Here is a 20092-nt window from a genome sequence, read left to right as displayed (position 1 = left end):
CCGAATAGAACGATAACGATCAAGCGAGAACAGTCTAATGAACGCCAAGGCAGCTCTTCGTTTTGCACAATGCCTGCCAATGATCGCCATATTCCATACAGCAAATGCAACTGATGTGATGCGCCTTGAGGGCTTCGGACCCATTTCCCGATCCATGGGAGGGACAGCCATGGCGTTTGATATCGGAACAGCAGGCATGATGAGCAACCCAGCCACTCTCTCCTTGGGCGAGGAAGGCAGCCGATTGAGCATTGGCGTCGACCTGCTTCAACCGGATATCAGCACTCGCAATCTCGATTCTGGTGAAACTGCCGAAAGCAAAAATAAGTCAAAGAATCGTGGACCTTATTATGCGCCGCAGATTGCATACACCTATCGCGGAGAACGCTGGGCGCTTGGTATCGGTACCTTTGCTCAAGGCGGAGTCGGTACCGAGTATGGCAATGATAGTTTCCTTTCAGACGATGGAAATAGTCAGCCCACAGGGCTAGATAGTAGTAGTCGACTGCTCGTCCTCAATATTCCATTCGCTTTCAGCTTCGATGTAACCGATGAGTTGACTGTAGGCGCCAGTCTGGATGCCATGTGGATGGGCATGAACTTGAACATGATGTTTGCGAGGAACCAAGTTGGCGCCCTCATCGGAGACGGTCGCGTTAGCGGTTCATTATTACCAGTTTTAGGTGCATTGCCAGCGCTTGATGGTGCTCATATTAGCTTCAGCCGAGCGGAACCCATTGCCAGCGGCGCCGACGCGTGGGGATACGGTGGGCGTATTGGCGTGCTGTGGAGAGCTACCACGTCCACTAATGTCGGACTTGCTTATAACTTCGCCAGCGAAATGGGCGACTTGGAAGGCGACGCGACGGTCACTGCGATCGATAGTGTCGTAGGGAAAATTTCTCTCCCTGGAAAGATCAAGATTAAAGACTTCCAGATGCCGGCATCATTGAGCCTAGGAGTCGCACACGAAGTGAACGACAGGTGGTTAATCGCCGTCGACGTTTCTCGCGTGTTCTGGAAAGACGTAATGAAAGACATTAACGTCGCCTTCAACAGCGATAGTGGTGGTGACCTCAATCTGAAATTTCCGCAGAACTATCATAATCAGACCATTGTCGGGCTGGGAACTAGCTATCGAATCAACAACTGGACCCTACGATTAGGGTATAGGCAGGCAACAGAAGCTGCCCCTAGCAACCTACTATTTGCAAGCTTACCGGTAACACCTACCCGACATGCATCGGCAGGTATTTCGTATGACCTGGGATACGGCTCCATCGACCTCGCGTACTCTCATGCATTCACAGCAACCACTACCAATCGTTCCCTACCCAATGCCCCAGTGCCGATTCGCAATAGCCATGGCCAAGATAATTTAGTTTTTTCGTATACCCATCGTTTCTGAAGCATACGTTGTTCGGCTTCTTTTTTGCGTAGCGCCGCCACCACAAACCGACAGCTCGCTGAAGCATATCGTGATCAATCTGGGCGGCAAGAACACCCACTACGCTAGAACGCAGGGCGAACACTGAATTAAGCGTGACGGGCGAATGCACCAAGCTCCGAAGAGGTTCGGCTATGTGGGCAGAACGTCAAAATCGGAGGACACGCGGCCAATCGACTTGATCCTGTCCACGAGTGCCTCTGCAGAATGGACTGCCGAGCTCACCATGATCTCTTCGTCTGCGAAACCGACGGGCAAAGTATTCCCCCCCTCACTGCTTGAAACACCAAAAGTAATCAGGTTTCCTTCGAAATATGGGCCACTGATCAGACGGTACCCCGGCACATATCGCCGCACCTTTCCAATCATGCGTTGTACCGATTCAACAATATCGTCTCGCCTCGGTTCGCTTTCGACGATGCAGCTGATGACAGCGCTAGATCCCAGATTGGGTTTGACTATCGCGTGCACCTTCCCGTGTTTGGCCCCCCCGACACGAATCAAGGCCCCGACGGTTGCGTTAGCAAGTGTCTCAGTGCTTTCGCATGTCATGGATGCTGGAGTGACGTTTATAACGACCTCCGCGTAATCCACATCCTGTACCAGGGAGATCGCATTGACGATGGGAACAGCTGCCTGGCTGGTGGCGGTGGCCAATTGAAGGTGCTGCAGACCGTTCGCGATCAACTTCGGAAGATTCAATGCAGGAATACAATGCACCCCATCGCCGGTGGATGCCAAACCAACTGTGGTCACTCCCAAGGCATTGAGGCTACGAGAGGCCTCATCATGCCCAGCACCTTGGGCAGCGTTGAATGCGATCTGCACACCATCTTCGACGACGTGAGGCAGAAAACCACGCACGCCTTGATGGGTGACCTTGAGCCCCAAGCCTTTAGCTTCAGAAAGGTACTGGGATTGAGGATCCGTCCCTATCAACCAGACGGGGTCCAGCAGGGGGCTAAGCCGCAACCTGTGGACCAGGTCCATTCCAATGCTGCTGGAGCCGATCACCGCGCATTTCACTTTCTCATTCATGATCCAAGTCCCACTTGAGTAGCCACCTGGCCATTTGCCTGGCTATAGCTTTGGTGCCGGCAAGCCTGCGAAGGGTCAGAAGCTGGTAGAGAATCGATAAATTCGCTCGACCTGCTTCGCGCGCTCAACGTCGTTTGTGATCCCTTCGTTTGTGGTCCCGTAGGCTCACCCCGTAGTCCGTGCTCCGGTAACAGTTGGAAAAGTGGTCTCTCGCTCACGCACGCGAACCACTGCTTTTCTGATTTTCCCCACGACGGTGAGGCGTAGATCGCTCTCCGCCACGATGCAACACGCCAGGGCAACTCCATCGAGCTGTTCCTCCGCGCTGACATGTTGTCGGCTCATCTGTCGAGCCTGGTACTGACCTTGAATGACTCGGACCTTACACACCCCGCAGCCACCACCACGACAACCCGCGGGAATCCCCTTGCGTCCCAGGCGCGTCATTCCACTAAGAACGCTTTCCCGATCGGTGCAGGAGAAGCGGTCTCCCGTATCCACGATCAAAACCTCATGGCCCATGAGCAGGCTCTCCGGCCGCGCGAACTGCCAATTCATCAGCCCTCTGCAGACTTGCCGGAACACCTGCAATCGACCAATCCTCGGGGGCAATACGTTGGCATCGACCCCGCACAACATCGCGTCGTACCGCCAGATGCTTGACCAACAACTCAGTGAAGCCTTCCGCCAACTGATGGCGCTGCTCGACGGAGCGGCCATCGAGAACGAAGAAGTCAAAGAATGGTGCGTGCATACCAGTTGCCGCGCATAAAGACCCCGCCGCGGCGAAATGGCGCGAGTCGTGCCATGTGATGAATGCACGTACACGTTCGATGGGAGATTGCAGAACCTTCGCGTAGAGCTGCGAGGCTTCAACGAGCAAGAGCTCGCATTGTTCGCCGGTACTTTCGCCGGCTAGTAGATGGAAATTCACGATGGGCATGACTGTTCTCCTTGTTGTTATCGATGCCAGGCGGCGCAACCGATGTGGAGAAGGAAACTAGGGCAGTCCTCGTCGGCGACCGGAGTCAAGCATCACGGCAGATCCCGACATTGCAGTAGCTTCAGGAGCCAGCAGCATGCTGATAGCCCAGGCCACCTGCTCGGGCGTGGTCAAAGCACCAAGGGACGATTCCGCACGTATTTCCTCCAGCACAGCATCAACACTCACGCCTCGCTGCGCCGCACGGTCTGCCGCGACACGATGCAGTCGCTCGGTATCCGCGGGACCCGGGGCAACCAGATGGGAGGTAATGCCACGCGGGCCGTAAGCCAGACTGAGCTGCCGGTTGAGATTGGCAAGGGCTGCATTGGCGACTCCTGCCGCCGCCGCATAGGCACTAGGCTCGAAGCCATAGTGCCCACCAATGGCGACCAGGCGTGAACCTGGTTGCAGAAAGTCGTCTACTGCTCGCACCAGGCGCAACATGCCGCCAACCTTGATGTTAACTGCGGAGTTCAACGCGCTTACCGAGGCATCCAGCACCCCTCCAGCAACTGCTACGCCAGGTCCATGGACGACCATGCGGACGGGGCAGTTCAGGGAAGTTCGAATGACTTCGATTGCACTGTCGTCTCCGATATCAGCTTCACAAGGTCTGACCTGTGAATATCGATCCGCTAGCGAATTGAGGCTTTCGCTGCTGCGAGCCACGGCGATGATATCGAGGCCACTGGCACATAGCCTTGAGACGATGGCTTGTCCGAAAGCACCTGTGGCGCCGACGATTACCGCGACTTCATTGGTCGAATTCATGAGCACTCCGCTACTCGAGAAAACGCCGAGCAGATACTTCTGCTCGGCGGACGCATCAGGCGCTCTTGAGCAAGCCACGCTCCTTGGCCATCGTCATCGCAGTATCGAGGATCATGTCTTCCTGACCACCGATCATCTTCTTGCGGCCAAGCTCAACCAGAATGTCGCGCGCCGAAACGCCGAAGCGTTCTGCCGCTCGTTTCGCATGCAGCAGGAAGGTCGAATACACGCCGGCGTAACCCAGCGTCAGAGACTCGCGATCAACACGCACCAGGTGATCCATCATGGGAACGATGATGTCCTCGGCCACATCCATCAGCTTGAACAGGTCCACGCCGGTGTCGATGCCCATGCGCTCGCAAACAGCGGCGAATACCTCAAGAGGAGTGTTGCCAGCCCCCGCTCCCAGCCCAGCTACCGAACCGTCGATCCGGGTGGCGCCAGCTTCAATGGCTGCAATGGAATTCGCGACGCCCATGCCCAGGTTGTGGTGCCCGTGGAACCCGATCTCGGTTTCGGGATTGAGCACATCACGAAGAGCCTCGACCCGTGCCTTGACGTCCTCCGGCAGCATGTATCCGGCCGAGTCAGTGACGTAAACGGTCTGCGCCCCATAGGACTCCATCAATTTCCCCTGCTGGGCGATGCCTGCAGGATCGTTGAGGTGGGCCATCATCAGGAATCCGGTAGTGTCCATTCCCAGCTTTCGAGCGAAGGCGATGTGTTGCGGAGAGGTGTCTGCCTCGGTGCAATGAGTGGCCACGTGAACGCTGCGTGCGCCGCAATCGTAGGCGGACTCGAGTTCCTTCATCGTGCCGAGACCTGGGATCAGCAGTACCGAGACTTTCGCCTGGGTCATCCGAGATGCGACAGCGCTGATGTATTCCTCATTGCTGTGCAGGGCGAAGCCATGCTGCAGCGAGTTCCCACCGAGACCGCCGCCGTGGGTCACCTGGATGTACGGAATGCCGGAGTCATCCATTGCAGTGGCAACCTTGATCATCTGATCGACGCTGATCTGCTCGCGCTTGGCGTGCATGCCGTCACGCAGGCACATGTCGTGGAGAATGACCTTGCGGCCTTTGAGGCTGATGGGCTGACTCATTATGCGACCTCCACAGTGGGCAACTGGAGCTTTCCGGCAAGGATTTCTTCGGCGAACATTTCCGCTGTGCGCGTCGCGGCCGCGGTCATGATGTCGAGGTTTCCAGCGTAAGTCGGCAGGTAGTCACCAAGCCCTGCAACCTCGAGGAACACTGAGACCTTGTTGCCATCGAAGAGCGGGCCATTGACCAGCCGGTAGCCCGGAACATACTTCTGCACCTCGCCGATCATCTGCAGAATCGACGCGGTCACGCGCTCTTGGTCAGGCTCATCGTCGGTCAGGCAGTAGATCGTGTTGCGCATGATCAACGGCGGCTCAGCCGGGTTGATGATGGCCAGGGCCTTACCCTTGCGCGCACCACCGACTGCCTCGATAGCGCTGGAGGTCGTGTAGGTGAACTCATCCAGATTCGCGCGGGTACCTGGCCCTACGGACTTGGACGACAGGCTAGCGACGATCTCCGCATAACCCACGCTTTGGATACGTGAAACGGCATTGACGATGGGAATGGTTGCCTGGCCGGCACACGAAATCATGTTGACGTTCGCTACCTGTTTCTGGGTGTGCTCGCTCAGGTTCACCGGGGGCACGCACAGCGGACCGATAGCAGCCGGCGTCAGGTCGATCATCAGAACACCCAGCGCATTGAGCTTGCGGCTGTTCTCGGCGTGCACATAGGCACTGGTAGCGTCGAAGGCGATCTGGATATTGTCCTCCAGAACGTGGGGCAGCAGACCGTCGACACCTTCCGAGGTCGTCTTCAAGCCCATGTCTCGAGCTCGTTTAAGACCTTCTGACTCCGGGTCGATACCTACCATCCAGACCGGCTCAAGCACCGGGCTGCGCATGATCTTGTAGATCAAATCGGTACCGATGTTGCCCGAGCCGATCAACGCACAACGGATCTTCTTCATTTCGCCTGCCCCTGCAGCGCATCGCGCTGCATCTTGTTCAAACCAGCGACATAGAACTCGTCGTGGCGGTGTTCGGTAATCAGGATCCGGACCGTGTCCGGGTTGCATGGAAGGCTCTCGCTAACAGCCTTGGTCACAGCTGCAGCGACGCGGCTTTTCTGCTCGGCGGTGCGCCCCTCGACGAGGTGCATTTCGATAATGGGCATGACTTCTCCTGGAGGCCTTACTCGATAAAACGCATGGAAACGCTGCCCAGTTCCTGGAAGCGTGCAATGACGTTGTCGCCGGGTTTCACTGCGACGGCTTCGGTGATTCCACCACTCATCACAAAGCTGCCGGCTGGCAGCGTCTCTCCCAGTTCGGAAAGAATGTTGACCAGCATCGCCACAGCCTCTGCCGGATGCCCGAGCACTGCTGCACTCGCTCCCATGCCGACGATTTCGCCGTTCTTCTCCATCACCACGCCCAGTGTGCGCAGGTCCAGTTCATCGACCTTGCGGGCACGACCGCCGCCGACAAATCGGGCGGAGGAACCGTTGTCAGCGATCACGCTGGGAAGATCGAATTTGAAGCCGGAGAAGCGTGAATCAATGATTTCCACTGCAGGCAACACATAGTCGGTGGCGGCCAGCACATCGGCGACAGTGCAATTCGGGCCTTCAAGTCCTTCCTTGAGGACAAAGGCAACCTCGCACTCCACACGGGGATGGACCAAGTCGGAGGTCTTGATCTGCGAGTTCTCCGGACGCGCCATGCGGTCGGTCAGAAAACCGATGGAGGGCACGTTAACGCCCATCTGCTGCATCTTGGCCCTGGAGGTCAGTCCTGCCTTCCAGCCGACGAGACGATGCCCCTTCGCCTTGAAGCGGCGCAGCAACTCCAACTGCACGGCGTAGCCGTCAGCAATCGACATCTGGGGGTATTCATCGGTCAATTTGCGAATCGAATAGGCGTGCGTCTGAGCCCCCTCGACACGCTCACAAAGACGCACGATGTCCTCGCGGGACAGTGTCAGTTGTGCGCTCATACTGCACTCCTCCCGGTAAACTTCGCCCTGCAGCTGCCAAGACCACCCACGGTACATACCAGTTCGTCACCGTCGGCGATGGGTACCAGGGCAGATTGCGAGCCCGAAAGAATCACCTCTCCCGCTTTGAACGGAATCCCCAGCTCTCCCAAGGTGTTGGCCAACCAGGCGACCGCATTGGCTGGAGACCCTTGCACGGCAGCACCAACGCCGGTGGAGAACAGCTCGCCGTTCTTCTCCAGCACCATGCCGGCCAATGTCAGGTCGAGCTCTCGCGGATCACCTCTGTCATTCCCCAGCACATACACGCCACAGGAAGCGTTGTCCGCGACGGTGTCCTGGATCTTGATCTGCCAATCCGTGATGCGCGAATCGACAATCTCGAAGCACGGCACTACGTAATCAGTTGCCCGGATCACATCCATTGCGGTGATCCCCGGCCCAACCAGGTCATGCTTAAGAACGAAAGCGAGTTCGGCCTCGGCCTTCGGTTGGATGAGGGTACCAAGGTCAATCTCATCACCCTCCTGGTACACCATGCCGGAGGTGAGAATGCCGAAGTCCGGTTGAAAAACCCCGAGGAAGTCCTGAACAGGCTTGCTGGTGACGCCGATTTTCTTACCCACCACGGTCTCGCCGGCGGCAAGTCGACGCGCAACGTAACGCTGCTGAATGCGGTAAGCATCCTCGATGGTTATCTCGGGCTCACGCTGCAGTAACGGGGGAACTGTGCGACGAGAGACGAACGCTTCGTAGAGCTCGTCGCCGTATTGCTCGATCTTGTTGTCGTTCATGGTTTTCTCACAGGACGGCGGAAGTCGGACGCCGCATGAAGCGGCGCCCTAAAAGGCGATTTACAGCTTCACGCACACGTTGCGTGTCTCGGTGTAAAACTCCAGGGAGTGAACGCCACCTTCGCGACCGATTCCCGACTGCTTGGAACCGCCGAACGCAGTGCGCAGATCGCGGAGGAACCAGCTATTGATCCAGGTAATCCCTACATCGATACGCGCAGCCATGCGATGGGCGCGGGATAGGTCGCTCGTCCAGATGGTGGTAGACAGGCCGTATTCATTGTCATTGGCCAGCGACACCACCTCGTTCTCACTGTCGAACGGGCGAATGTGGCAGCAGGGGCCGAAGATCTCCTCGCGCACTACCGCAGCGTTGTCCGGCAGCCCCGTCCAGATAGTGGGCTGAACCCACGAGCCCTCGGCCAACTCACCGGGCATATCAGGCACACCACCGCCAGTTACCACCGTGGCCCCCTCCTCCACCGCCTTGCGGTAGTAGGAAAGCACCTTGCTGCGGTGCTCCTGGCTGATCAACGGACCATAGGTCGTGGCGTGATCTTCAGGCCGACCGTATTTCACGCCCTCTGCCTTAACCTTCAGTGCCTGAACGAAGCGCTCAAAAATCGGACGTTCGACGTAAACGCGCTCGGTACCCAGGCAGACCTGTCCGGAATTGAGGAAGGACGAACGGAAAATCCCATCCACTGCCGCATCGAAATCGGCATCGGCGAATACGATTCCTGCGTTCTTCCCACCCAACTCGAATGACACATCTCGCATGCCTTCGGCAGCGGCCTTCATGATTGCTGTGCCTGTGCGCGTTTCACCGGTAAAGGTGATGGCGTCGATGCCAGGATGCTGAGTAATGAACTCGCCCGCGGAATCCGGACCGAAACCGTGCAATACGTTGTACACCCCCTTGGGGATGCCTACGGTGTTCATCACTTCACCGAGAAGAGTTGCTGTGAGCGGAGATTCTTCGGAAGGCTTGACCAGTACGGTATTACCGCATGCCAGCGCCGGGCCGACCTTCCAGGTCATCAGCAGGAAGGGCGCGTTCCATGGGCAAATCACTCCAATTACGCCCTTCGGCACACGCATGGAGTAGTTGAGCGCGCCGCGACCATCCGGGGTATCCATCCGGAAAGACTCACTGGCGACATTCTTGATTACATCGGCGAAAACCTTGAAGTTGGCCGCGCCACGAGGAATGAAGGCATGCCGCATGACATGTGCCGGCTGCCCGGTGTCGGCCATTTCAGCTTCGACAAAGTCATCGAAGCGGCGGGTGATCTCGTTAGCCACGGCATGCAGCATGTCGACACGCTGCTCGGTGGTCAGGCCACCCCATTCGCCATGCAAGGCACTGCGTGCAGACTTTACGGCGCTATCCACTTCCGCACGGCCCGCTTCGGAAATCGAAGCGATCACACGGTTGTCTACCGGCGAACGCTTGTCGAAGCGTTTGCCGCTGGCAGCGGCGACGAATTCGCCCGCGATGAAGTTATCGATATTGCGCATGATCGCTCCGCACTCTTGTCCTTAGGTGGTCCGCCGGAAGGGCGAACCAGACTGTTTACTGAGTCTAGGGAGCGGATTCGATACCGACTAATACTTTATTCGTTCCTCGCCAATACCAATCGGGTATCTCTTTGGACAGCGAACAACCTTGCGGCAAGGCGCCTTAAAGCAGCAATAGAAATGGGTCAGAGTTGCTGCGCGTATATCGCGAAAAGGACCGCAGCGGAGTCGATTGTCCTGGGCTCCTCGCCACGCGACTCCCGAAGACATCGCGGAGCGCAGTTCTCCGCGACGGTTCACACTTAGTTGAGTACTGGCCGCCCTTCACTCCAAGAAACTTCTCTCAAAGCTCGAACAGCGGAGAATCTAGACGGCCAATAATGAGGAGAAACGCTGCGTCAGGTATCGAGCGGTATCGCCCCCCTGCCCGATACCCGAGAGGTCAGACGCGCTCGAAAATCACCGCGATGCCCTGACCTCCCCCGATACACATGGTCGCCAAGCCATAGCGCCCCTGAGTACGGTGCAATTCATGAATCAACTTCGTGGCGATAATCGCCCCGGTCGCCCCTATGGGATGACCAAGAGCGATTCCAGAACCGTTGGGATTTACCTTGGCGGGGTCCATCTGCAGCTCCTTCATCACCGCACAGGCCTGCGCCGCAAAGGCCACGTTGGCTTCGATCACATCCAGATCATCGATAGCGAGGCCAGCACGCTTGAGCGCTAGGCGTGTTGCCGGAACAGGCCCGAGCCCCATAAGTTCGGGCTCCACACCGGCGTGAGCGTACGCAACGATGCGAGCCAGCGGCTTAAGCCCCTGATCGCCGACAGCTTGAGCACTAGCCAACAGCAATGCCGCAGCGCCGTCATTGAGCCCCGACGCATTACCGGCGGTGACGGTGCCGTCAGACTTGAACGCGGCTTTCATTTTCGCCAGTTGCTCCGCAGTGGATTCACGCGGGTGTTCATCCACGCTGAAAAGCTCCACACCTTTGCGAGTGCGCAGTTCAACCGGGATGATCTGGCTTACAAATCGCCCCTCCATGATGGCCAGCGAAGCACGGCGCTGTTCTTCCACCGCGAACTCATCCTGAGTCTCGCGACTGATACCGCTGTGTGCAGCAACGTTCTCCGCAGTGATGCCCATATGAACACTGTGGAAGGGGTCATGCAGAACACCGAGCACGTAGTCCAGGGCCTGCATATTGCCCATTCGACCGCCCCATCTGGCCGCCGGCATCATGTATGGCCCCCGGCTCATGGCTTCTGCGCCAGCGCCAATGGCCAACTGCACATCCCCCAGCATCACGGCCTGTGCGGCAGAGACAATGGCCTGCAGGCCCGAGCCACACAGACGGTTGACGTTGAAGGCCGAAGCGTCCTTAGGAATTCCTGCATTCATCGCAGCAACTCGGGACAGGTAGGCGTCGCGCGGCACCGTAGGGATGACGTTTCCCATAACGACATGACCAATAGCTGCCGGATCAATCCCGGAACGCTCGATCACTCCTTTGATGGGTGTGGTAGCCAAGTCGGCCAGCTCCACATCCTTGAGGGCGCCACCGAAGGTACCAATAGCTGTACGTGCCGCTTCGATGACGAAGACATCCTGGGAACTCATGGGAACTCCTGCTGAGCAAATAGTAGGGAGGGTTTCGGGCTCGCTCGCGCTAGCGAACACGCCGTTCAAAATTCGTGTCGTATTCGTCGGTGAAGGGCATCGGCATCACCGGTCGCTGATCGATTTCAGCCAGAAGCTCGCACCACTGGGAGAGAATTTCTCCGCGCGCGGCGTCATCCAGATAGGGCACGTGATAGGCAAAGAATGGATCGAACACTTCGAAGCCGGTATAGCCCAGTGTCCCTTTCAGCAGAGGCCGAAACAGAGCATGCAGGTCGTCGTGTATGCCTTCAGCGGAGAACATGCCCTCGCGCCCTCCGAGGGTCGCGCAAACCAACGCACGCTTTCCGCGCATACCCCCTAGGTCGAAGATGCGTCGACCACCGTAGAACACCCCGGAGACAAACACCCTGTCGATCCAACCTTTGAGGATGGCTGGCATCGCATACCAATAGACGGGGAAGCAGAGAACCAACAAGTCGCAATGCTTGATCTTGTCGATTTCCCTCTGGATATCATCACGAAGGGTTTCGCTCTTGACTCCGTTGCGTTGCTCCAGGGCGTACACCAGGTAGTCCGGATTGGCGCGCTCGTTAAAGTCCGCACCGCTGGCAACAGGATCGAACCCCATCGCGTAAAGGTCAGAAACCTCGACCGCTGCTCCGAGGTTGCGGAAATGCTCGACTGCGGCCTGGAAGAGCGCTGAGGTAAAGGAGGCAGGCTCCGGATGGGCATGCACGATCAAGACATTCATGGAGGCACCTCACTTGGCAGGGCGCCAGAGTAAGGGCGTGCATATTGCTCGCACAGTGGCAAAAATGACTCCAACTATGCGAGTTCCGACAAGCGAGCAATTTAACCGCCCAGCCTGAATTTCCGCCGATAGGCTGCCGGGGTGAGTCCAATGCGCTCGCGAAACAGCCTGACGAACGAGCTGCTGTCCAGATACCCGACTGCCTGCGCAATGCTCTCGATGCGCTGATTACCGGTCTCCAACATGGTTCGCGCTGCCTCGATGCGCAAGCTCTGTAGGTAGGCCAGAGGAGTCTGCTCAAGCGCCAGATGGAATCTACGAATCAGCGTGCGCTCGCTTACCGCCAGACGCTTCGCAAGATCTGTCAGGCGAATGGGGTCGGCGAGGTGGCGCTCGAGATAATCCTGCGCCTGCTGCACCACGGCATCGCTGTGCGAACGATGCGCCAACAACGGAAGGTATGGCGTTTGAAGCGTCTGGCTGACATCGATCAGCAAGCTCTTGGCGCACTGCGCTGCCAGTGCTGCACCTGAATGGCGCTCAATGGTCTGGATCGACTGCAAGTGATAGGAGGACAGTGCTCCGGCGCAGAACAGTCGGTCCGACTGAGTCAGTATCGGCGCCATCTGGAGATCCACGGCGGGAAACCAGGCGCGGAACTGCTCCTCCAGCCACCAGGTGGTTGTTGCGACGCGACCATCAAGCAGTCCGGTATTGGCCAGGACGAATGTTCCAGTGCAGGTGGCAATGAGCTCAGCCCCCACCTCCCACTGCCGGCAGAGCCATTCGCAATGCAGCGACTGTTGATCAAGGAATTGCCTGAAGGAGTGATAGCCCAGATAGTGACAGGCAGGAATGTAGACAATATCGAAGTGTTCACCCGGCTCAGGCTGCCGAGCCTGGAGCGGTAATCCGTTACTCGTCGTGATACCACCAGCCTTCGGCGCGAGGAATGACCAGGTGTAACGCTGCGCTGAGTTCTGAGCGGCAAGATGCGCGTTGGCGACTTGCAACACATCGGCAAAGCCGCCCACGCTGGAGGCGTAGCAGTTGTCGTATAGGAAAATCGCCGCGACAGGCATACCGTCTGTTTCCGCATATAAAGTGGCTTTTTTTACACTACTGCCATTCAGTCGAGCTTCATAGACTGCGCCTTTGTCCGACAAAACGGATCCACAACCAGAGGTGCGCACCATGCAACACGTCCCCCTTACCGACCTCAAGTCCCTGCTGACAGGTCAGCTCGGCTGCATCGAGCATGAGGCAGGGTTGCAGCCAGTTCGCTTCGATCCGGCTACTGGCTTCATGCTCGACCCGCTCAACGGCTTTACCGCAGCGATGACATCGGGCGTGCGCCTTCGCCTTAACACCAATAGCCGCAACGTGCGACTGAGGACCTTGCAGACCCAGGCTTACTTGAGCGAACCGGAACAGTGGAAACGCAACTTCGAGGTTCGCGTTAACAACGAGGTGTTTGCGCAAGCGGCAGCTGCAGGTGGTGCGTTTCTCACTCCAGGCCAGGCCCCGCAGGGTGATCCGCACGCCGTGCTGAGTGTTGAGCATCTGCCCGCAGGCGAGAAAACCGTGGAAATCTGGTTCCCACAATCCACCGTGCAAATCATCCAATCGCTTGAGGTGGATGCCGGCGCAAGCTGGAGCGCAGCGCCTGACGTCCGCCCACAGGTACTGTTCCATGGCAGCTCAATTACCCATGGCATGGAAGCTGATAGCGGCACCGGCAGTTGGCCGGCAGTCGCCTCGGCCCTCGCCGATGTCAGCATGCTCAACATGGGCTGGGCGGGCTCCTGCCTGATCAGCAGCCTGGCAGCTCGGACCATCGCCAAGCAGGACATCAATGCCCTGGTCTTGGAACTAGGTATCAATATCTGGGACGGCGGCGCCATGAATCCGCGCACCCTGGCAGACTCCACCCATTCCATGCTGGTCTTGATTCGGGACGCGAAGCCCGAACTCCCAATCGTTCTCGTATCTCCCATCGCATCGCCGTCCCGCGAAGCAGCTGGCGAGAACGGAGGCATGACTCTGGAGGAGATTCGCCAGGTCCTGGAAGGCGTAGTCGAATCTCATCGCAGCCAGAACGACCAGCAACTGCACTACATCAATGGATTGGACCTGTTCGGCACTGCCGATAACGCGCTACTGGTAGACGGCCTGCACCCGAATGCAGATGGCTACCGCCTGATTGGCGAACGCTTCAATCGTTTGGCAATGGGCTTTCTGCTCTAACGCTGAATCGTGTAAACCGGCCTGAGGTAACGCCTCGGGCTGGTTACTGCCCCCCGCATGCTGCCCCACTCCCCACGCCACGATGCCTCGCCCCACCATCCCAAAAGGTTGGTGCGTCACCATTCCCACGCTCGCTACCTTGGCCACAGGTGCTCTTACGACACCACAAGCCAGACCAAACAAAAACAACGCTGCTCTACAGCGCCCTGGTAGGAGATAGCCATGTTTCTCAAAAACTGCTGGTACTGCGCAGGCTGGGATTACCAGATATCGCAAGGGAAGACTTCCATCGTCGCCCGGAAAATCGCCGGAGAGCGCGTCGTTCTGTACCGCAAGCTAAATGGCGATGTCGTTGCTCTCGAAGACCGCTGCCCACATCGCCAGGCGGCCCTTTCGATGGGCGCCAAAGAAGGTGACGACCTGCGGTGCATGTACCACGGCATCAAGTTCGGCGCCGATGGCAAGTGCAACGAAATCCCCGGCCAGGACAACATCCCCGAACGCGCCTGCGTGCGAGCCTTCCCTGTAGTGGAGAAGGACAACTGGATCTGGGTATGGATGGGTGACCCGGAAAAGGCTGATCCCGCATTGATCTGCAGTTCCGTCGGCCCAGGCAACCCGGACTACATAGTACGCCCGAGCTACATCCAGGTTGATGCGGACTATCGCATGGAGAACGCCAACCTGGCGGACCTGTCGCATAGCTCATTCACGCACGACAACACCATTGCCATGGGTTGGGCACAGGCTCTTGCCAGACCCGAGCACAAGATCCTGCCTCGCGGGATCAAGACCGACTACTGGGTACGTAACGTACCGGTTCCAAAGTTCGTCGCTCACCTGTTCCCGCCGGGATTCACATGCGATGCGCACTTCGACATCACTCAGACCGTCCCCTGCAACTGGATCCTGCACTTCCGCGTATTTACTGCAGGCACCGCCACTGAAGGCGAGTCCGATGGCGAGTTGGTACTGGACTCCTGGAGCTGCCAAGCCATTACGCCTCGTGACGCAGACTCGGTGGATTACTACTTCTCCTGGGGTGTGAGCAAGGCTACCGAACGCCCGGGGCTAGCCGATCTACTCAAGGAAGGCATCGACGCCGCCTTCTTTGAAGACAAGGTGATGCTCGAAGGCCAGCGCATTCGCATGCAGGAAAAGCCTGACTTCAAGACCTTCGACATCGCAGCCGATGCTGGCCCCGGCAAAATGCTCTGGGTGCTGGACAAGCTGATCAGAGAAGAACGCATGCAAGAAGAAGCACTTATTGCATCGTCCCTCTGACGTCCGTGGCCGCGAGCGCTGTGCCCGCGACGACACCTTATGGAAAGGCTGCCGAAATGAGCGAAAAAATCTCCCTGAAAGTCACCGACGTACGCTGCGAAGCACGTGACGTCATGCTCCTGGAACTACGTAATCCCGCTGGCAAGGATCTGCCCCCCTTCGAGGCTGGTTCGCACCTTGAGGTCTATCTGCCGGGCAACCTGATTCGCCACTACTCACTCTGCAATGATCCAACTGAGCGGGATCGCTACTGCATTGGCGTAGGTTTGGCCAAAGACAGCCGCGGCGGCTCCCGCCTGATCCACCAGTCGATCCGCGTTGGTGTAACGCTGCAGACCAGCGCGCCTCGAAACAACTTCCCCTTCAAGGAAGAGGCAGACGAGTTTGTCTTCATTGCTGGCGGTATTGGTATTACGCCAATCATGGCGATGATCCATACCTGTATTCGCCTGGGCAAGAAATGGCAGCTGTTCTACTGCGCGAGGAATCGCCAGCGCATGGCGTTCTATGAAGACCTCATGTCGCTGGCACCGGAGCGCTGCCACCTGCATTTTGATGACGAACAGCAAGACTTCTTCAATCCATCACAGGCGCTGGTCGGCATCAGCCCAACAGCCCACATCTACTGCTGCGGCCCTGACCCACTTATGAAATCGGTCGAGGCCTCGGCGACCGGACGCGACCCAGCAACCCTGCACTTCGAGTGGTTTACGGCAACGGAGATCGATACCACCGGGGACAAGCCATTCACCGTTGTATTGCGCTCGGGGAAATCTCTCGAAGTACCAGCCGGACGCAGCATTCTCGAAGAGCTCGAGGCATGTGGTGAAGGCGTGCCTTATTCGTGCCGCGAGGGCCTGTGCGCCACATGCAAGACGGGCCTGCTGGATGGTATTCCCGAGCACCGTGACAACGTGCTCTCAGCTGCCGAACGCGCGGCGAACAAGCACATCATCATCTGTGTATCCCGCGCAATGTCAGACACGTTGTATCTCGATCTTTGAACACGCTGTGCCGCATGCGGACAAGGCCACGGCACAAGGAAAACCGCCAAGAGCAGCCCCTTGGGGCGACTAAAGAGGGCGAGCCATAGACATACCAAATAGGTATGAGGCAGACGAAAACAAGGTATTAGACGGTATTTACAACGGTAGTTAGGGTATCTACTGACTGCCAAATGGAGCTAGCCGACATACAGACTGGAGCAGCATCGCCGCGCTCCATGACCTCTGTAAGTGGTACCTCCGGTACATGACCCAGACGTGTTTAGCCACCGTCGGGTCGAACAGCTAGGCCAGAAGACGGGCCCACGCCCGGGGGCAACAGCCAGCCCTCTCTAGAACAAACACAATCAGGAGCGAAACATGGCAATGACAGGCGTTCTGCGCCCCGGGCACGTTCAACTACGTGTCATGGACCTTGAGGCGGGCGTACACCACTACCGCGATGTTCTCGGCATGCTAGAGACCGGGCGGGATTCCCAGGGTCGCATCTATCTCAAATGCCGCGACGAGTTTGATCATCACAGCGTGATACTGCGTGAGGCCGATCGCGCAGGTATGGATTTCGTCGGCTTCAAGGTGCTGAATGTCGCTACCCTGAATGACCTTGAAGGCAAGCTGCAGGCCTACGGGGTAGACACGCATCGCATCGCCGCCGGCGACCTGCTAGAGACCGGTGAACGCGTACGCTTCACCACCCCCAGTGGTCACGAAGTCGAGTTGTATGCCGAGAAGACTTTCGTCGGCAACGGGTGCGGTGAGGTCAATCCGACTCCGTGGGACCCTACGGCTACTCACGGCATCTCACCACTGCGGATGGACCATCTGCTGCTGTACGGACCGAACGTACCAGAGACGCTCAAGCTGTTCATCGATGTGCTCGGGTTCACGCTGGTCGAGCGCGTACTTGGCCCAGATGGCGAGACCAACATCATTGGGTTCCTCAGCTGCTCGATCAAATCCCATGACATCGCCTTCGGTCATTACGAGGAGCCAGGGAAGCTCCACCATGTGTCTTTCCTGATGGAAAGCTGGGAACAGGTATTGCGCGCCGGCGACATCATGGCGATGAACAACGTGCCTGTGGACATCGGACCAACCCGACATGGCGTGACTCGTGGCAGGACCATTTATGCATGGGATCCGTCCGGCAATCGCTTCGAGACTTTCAAGGAAGATCGCCAGCCCTATCCGGACCATCCACCGCTGACTTGGACTTTCGACGGTATCGGTGATGGCGGCGGTCTCGACTACGTGCAGCGCAAGCTTCACGAAACTTTTCTCACTGTGGTGACCTGATTGTTGCCTCTCCGCAACCGCCAACAAGGTCTCGGAGAGAAAACCAGCAGTGCTCCTTTCACGGGCGTCTACCTTATCGAGCGTGAAAAACCGAGACGCCCTTTTTTTTCAGTGTGGCCGGTGGGCGGAGTGCCGATCAGCCAGTTTCATCAATGCCCAGGGGAATTGAGCCTTGCATGTTTACAGGCACCGAGCCCCTGGCTAGCTCCGCTGGCGCACATCGCCCCGAGCGCAACAAAAGCAGGACCGAATTCGTTCGGTCTCGGAGTCAACGATGGTCGTCAATCCGAAGTCCACTGATCCCCTGTACATCTCTCACCCCCTCATCACCCATCGAGCTGCGCTACAGGCCATAGAGGCCGCGATCCACCACGCGGAACTACTGGCGATAAAGGTAGTGGTCGCCGTTGTCGACTCCCAAGGCGCGCTTACCGGCTTCGCCAGGATGCCAGGGGCGTTTCTGATTTCCCATGAAATGGCCATCAAAAAAGCGCGCAGCGTAGCAGGCTGCGGCATCACAGCAGCTGAGCTCGAACAAGTCCTGGAAGCCTCCGGCCAACGCGTACGTGATGGTCTGCTATCGCACCGCGACCTGACCTTGGTGAGAGGTGGTCTGCCGATACGTATCGACGGTCAATTGATAGGTGCTGTCGCTGTTTCCGGTGGTAGTGAATCCGAAGACGAAGCCTGCGCCCGGGCTGCGCTCATCGCCCTGGGTGCGTGTTGAGTGTGTTCAGGCCCGACCAGGGCGGATATCCGGACAAAGTGCACCTCCCATCCCGACCAACACGAGAATTGCCAGAAATGACAATGACAAACGAGATTCATCCACCTCGCCAGGAACCACGTCTGTACCACGACCTGATGAGCCCAGAGGAGGTACTTGCGATTCGGGCAGAAGTGCGTGCGTTCTGCGAAAAGCATGTGGCACCTGTTGCCTGGCAAATCGGCCACCGTGAAGAAGCTGTCGAGGCTTTCCCTTTCGACCTCTTCGAGACAATGGCAGATGCCGGCCTTTTTCGAATTCCCTTCTCCGCTGAAGTCGGTGGGCGCGGCCTGGCATGTCCAGCAGCAGCAACCGCGGTCGTTATCGAGGAGCTGAGCTATTTCAGCAATAGCGTCGCGGCGATCTACGATGTGCACTGCATCCTCGCCGGCCACGCTCTCGAATGGGCCAACCCCGCACTCCAAAAGCGTTACCTGACGCCGCTACTGGAAGGTCGAAAGATCGGCAGCTTTGCCACCAGCGAACCGGAGGCTAGCACTGACCTGTCGGTAGAGGCCCTGGTGACCCATGCGACCTTCCACGACGACCACATTGAGATCAATGGGCACAAGCGCTGGATCACGAACTCGCCAGTAGCTAGCTTCGTCGTGCTGCTGTGCCGCGATGGTGAGCGAATGACCGAAGTGGTTGTCGACCTCGACCTACCAGGCGTCACTGTCGGTGCGCCTGACAAAAAACTCGGAAACCATGGGCAACTGACCGCCGATATACGGTTCGACAAGGTCCGAGTCCCGCTAGACAACGTTGTGGGCAAGCGTGGCGACGGACTGAAGATCGCGCTGCAAGTACTGACTTACGGACGCATTGGCATCGCCGCCAGTGGTGTAGGCATGGCGCAGAGCGTTTTCGACCATAGCGTTGCCCGCCTGCAGAAAAGACGAGCCTTCGGCAAGGCTTTGGCCCAGTTCCAGCACTGGCAATTCCGCCTGGCCGAACGAGCTACCGAAATCGAAAACGCACGCAACCTGTACCTCAAAGCCGCATTGCGAATGGATGGGGGGGAGCAGTTCCCCGAGCCTGAAGCAGCCATGGCCAAATGGTACGGGACCAACCTGGCCAGCGAATTCGCCCGCGAAGGTGTTCAGATTTTCGGCGGCTACGGTTTCACCAAGGAGCTGGCCTTCGATGGGTCGCACTATCATGTTGAAGAGGTGTATCGCGACAGCAAGATCGCGGAGATCTACGAAGGCACCAACGAGGTACAGAAGTGGGTGATCGCTCGGAACATCTTCGGCAAAGACTTCACCGGTTGATACCTGACTCGAATAGCTAAGGGACTACCGGCTGGGCACTCCACTGTGCATTGGCCGGTATTCTCATCCCAGCAGCAACGCCCCCACCCTCCCTTTCGGGCATTGCCATCGTTCGTCCTTCCGGGGCCGCACGCTCAAGGGCCTTGAGCATCACAGACGGCTATGTGATAAACGACGCACTCGCTGCCGATTTCGGCAGTTTCTAACAACAAGGGTTTCCGTGATGGGTATTCCACTCAAC

At 57.8% G+C, this 20092-nt stretch carries 20 protein-coding genes; 7 read left to right on the top strand and 13 right to left on the bottom strand.

The genetic code is table 11. The features are described from left to right. Nucleotides 1–37 precede the first annotated feature (37 nt). Nucleotides 38–1408, top strand: coding sequence for a styrene transporter StyE (gene styE / locus DM872_RS02565; RefSeq protein WP_179057967.1), 1371 nt, complete (start codon nt 38–40; stop codon nt 1406–1408). Between the two features lie 171 nt (nt 1409–1579). Here styE and DM872_RS02560 read toward each other — a convergent pair whose 3' ends face one another. The 13 genes from DM872_RS02560 to DM872_RS02500 form a co-directional block, all read right to left on the bottom strand. Next, complete coding sequence (locus DM872_RS02560; protein ID WP_179057966.1) at nt 1580–2485, bottom strand: acetaldehyde dehydrogenase (acetylating); 906 nt, start codon at nt 2483–2485, stop codon at nt 1580–1582. A 165-nt stretch (nt 2486–2650) separates the two neighbouring features. Further along, nucleotides 2651–3007: a 2Fe-2S iron-sulfur cluster-binding protein gene (locus tag DM872_RS02555; RefSeq protein WP_179057965.1), complete on the bottom strand. Its 357-nt coding sequence runs from the start codon at nt 3005–3007 to the stop codon at nt 2651–2653. Further along, nucleotides 2997–3428 carry a tautomerase family protein gene (locus tag DM872_RS02550; protein WP_179057964.1) on the bottom strand — a complete coding sequence of 144 codons (432 nt, stop codon included), beginning with the start codon at nt 3426–3428 and terminating at the stop codon, nt 2997–2999. The genes DM872_RS02555 and DM872_RS02550 overlap by 11 nt, the downstream gene beginning before the upstream one ends. Nucleotides 3429–3485: 57 nt before the next feature. After that, nucleotides 3486–4241: an SDR family NAD(P)-dependent oxidoreductase gene (locus DM872_RS02545; protein ID WP_179057963.1), complete on the bottom strand. Its 756-nt coding sequence runs from the start codon at nt 4239–4241 to the stop codon at nt 3486–3488. A gap of 55 nt (nt 4242–4296) precedes the next feature. Further along, entirely contained in the window at nt 4297–5349 is a 1053-nt protein-coding gene (dmpG, locus tag DM872_RS02540; RefSeq protein WP_179058010.1) for a 4-hydroxy-2-oxovalerate aldolase, read from the bottom strand. After that, a complete protein-coding gene (locus DM872_RS02535; protein WP_179057962.1) occupies nt 5346–6260 on the bottom strand; it encodes an acetaldehyde dehydrogenase (acetylating) in 915 nt (304 codons plus the stop codon). The genes dmpG and DM872_RS02535 overlap by 4 nt, the downstream gene beginning before the upstream one ends. After that, a complete protein-coding gene (locus DM872_RS02530) occupies nt 6257–6466 on the bottom strand; it encodes a tautomerase family protein (RefSeq protein WP_179057961.1) in 210 nt (69 codons plus the stop codon). Before DM872_RS02530 ends, DM872_RS02535 begins: the two co-directional genes overlap by 4 nt. Before the next feature lie 17 nt (nt 6467–6483). Continuing rightward, nucleotides 6484–7287, bottom strand: a complete 804-nt coding sequence (gene dmpH, locus DM872_RS02525; RefSeq protein WP_179057960.1) for a 2-oxo-3-hexenedioate decarboxylase — start codon at nt 7285–7287, stop codon at nt 6484–6486. Beyond that, the gene (gene dmpE / locus DM872_RS02520; protein ID WP_179057959.1) at nt 7284–8081 is read right to left on the bottom strand and encodes a 2-oxopent-4-enoate hydratase; all 798 of its coding nucleotides are present in this window, start codon (nt 8079–8081) and stop codon (nt 7284–7286) included. The genes dmpH and dmpE overlap by 4 nt, the downstream gene beginning before the upstream one ends. 60 nt (nt 8082–8141) lie before the next feature. Beyond that, on the bottom strand, nt 8142–9602 hold the full coding sequence (locus tag DM872_RS02515) for a 2-hydroxymuconic semialdehyde dehydrogenase (RefSeq protein WP_179057958.1): 1461 nt from the start codon (nt 9600–9602) through the stop codon (nt 8142–8144). A 442-nt stretch (nt 9603–10044) separates the two neighbouring features. Further along, a complete protein-coding gene (locus DM872_RS02510) occupies nt 10045–11226 on the bottom strand; it encodes an acetyl-CoA C-acyltransferase family protein (RefSeq protein WP_179057957.1) in 1182 nt (393 codons plus the stop codon). A 49-nt stretch (nt 11227–11275) separates the two neighbouring features. Next, complete coding sequence (locus DM872_RS02505) at nt 11276–11980, bottom strand: NAD(P)H-dependent oxidoreductase (RefSeq protein WP_179057956.1); 705 nt, start codon at nt 11978–11980, stop codon at nt 11276–11278. Between the two features lie 101 nt (nt 11981–12081). Then, the gene (locus DM872_RS02500) at nt 12082–13062 is read right to left on the bottom strand and encodes a GlxA family transcriptional regulator (protein WP_179057955.1); all 981 of its coding nucleotides are present in this window, start codon (nt 13060–13062) and stop codon (nt 12082–12084) included. A 73-nt stretch (nt 13063–13135) separates the two neighbouring features. Here DM872_RS02500 and DM872_RS02495 point away from each other — a divergent pair, with 73 nt between their 5' ends. The 6 genes from DM872_RS02495 (at nt 13136) to DM872_RS02470 (ending at nt 19851) form a co-directional block, all read left to right on the top strand. Continuing rightward, complete coding sequence (locus DM872_RS02495) at nt 13136–14227, top strand: SGNH/GDSL hydrolase family protein (RefSeq protein ID WP_179057954.1); 1092 nt, start codon at nt 13136–13138, stop codon at nt 14225–14227. A gap of 222 nt (nt 14228–14449) precedes the next feature. Next, on the top strand, nt 14450–15511 hold the full coding sequence (locus tag DM872_RS02490) for an aromatic ring-hydroxylating dioxygenase subunit alpha (protein WP_179057953.1): 1062 nt from the start codon (nt 14450–14452) through the stop codon (nt 15509–15511). Between the two features lie 56 nt (nt 15512–15567). Continuing rightward, on the top strand, nt 15568–16515 hold the full coding sequence (locus tag DM872_RS02485; protein WP_179057952.1) for a PDR/VanB family oxidoreductase: 948 nt from the start codon (nt 15568–15570) through the stop codon (nt 16513–16515). A 360-nt stretch (nt 16516–16875) separates the two neighbouring features. Next, the gene (locus DM872_RS02480) at nt 16876–17811 is read left to right on the top strand and encodes a catechol 2,3-dioxygenase (protein ID WP_179057951.1); all 936 of its coding nucleotides are present in this window, start codon (nt 16876–16878) and stop codon (nt 17809–17811) included. A 274-nt stretch (nt 17812–18085) separates the two neighbouring features. Beyond that, nucleotides 18086–18538, top strand: a complete 453-nt coding sequence (locus DM872_RS02475) for a GlcG/HbpS family heme-binding protein (RefSeq protein WP_179057950.1) — start codon at nt 18086–18088, stop codon at nt 18536–18538. A gap of 83 nt (nt 18539–18621) precedes the next feature. Continuing rightward, a complete protein-coding gene (locus tag DM872_RS02470; RefSeq protein WP_179057949.1) occupies nt 18622–19851 on the top strand; it encodes an acyl-CoA dehydrogenase family protein in 1230 nt (409 codons plus the stop codon). The last annotated feature ends 241 nt before the right edge of the window (nt 19852–20092 follow it).

This window comes from Pseudomonas taiwanensis, from assembly GCF_013393345.1.
Taxonomy (GTDB): Bacteria; Pseudomonadota; Gammaproteobacteria; order Pseudomonadales; family Pseudomonadaceae; genus Metapseudomonas; species Metapseudomonas resinovorans_C.
The sequence above is the reverse complement of the archived record's forward strand: the minus strand, read 5'-3'. Positions and strand labels throughout refer to the sequence as shown.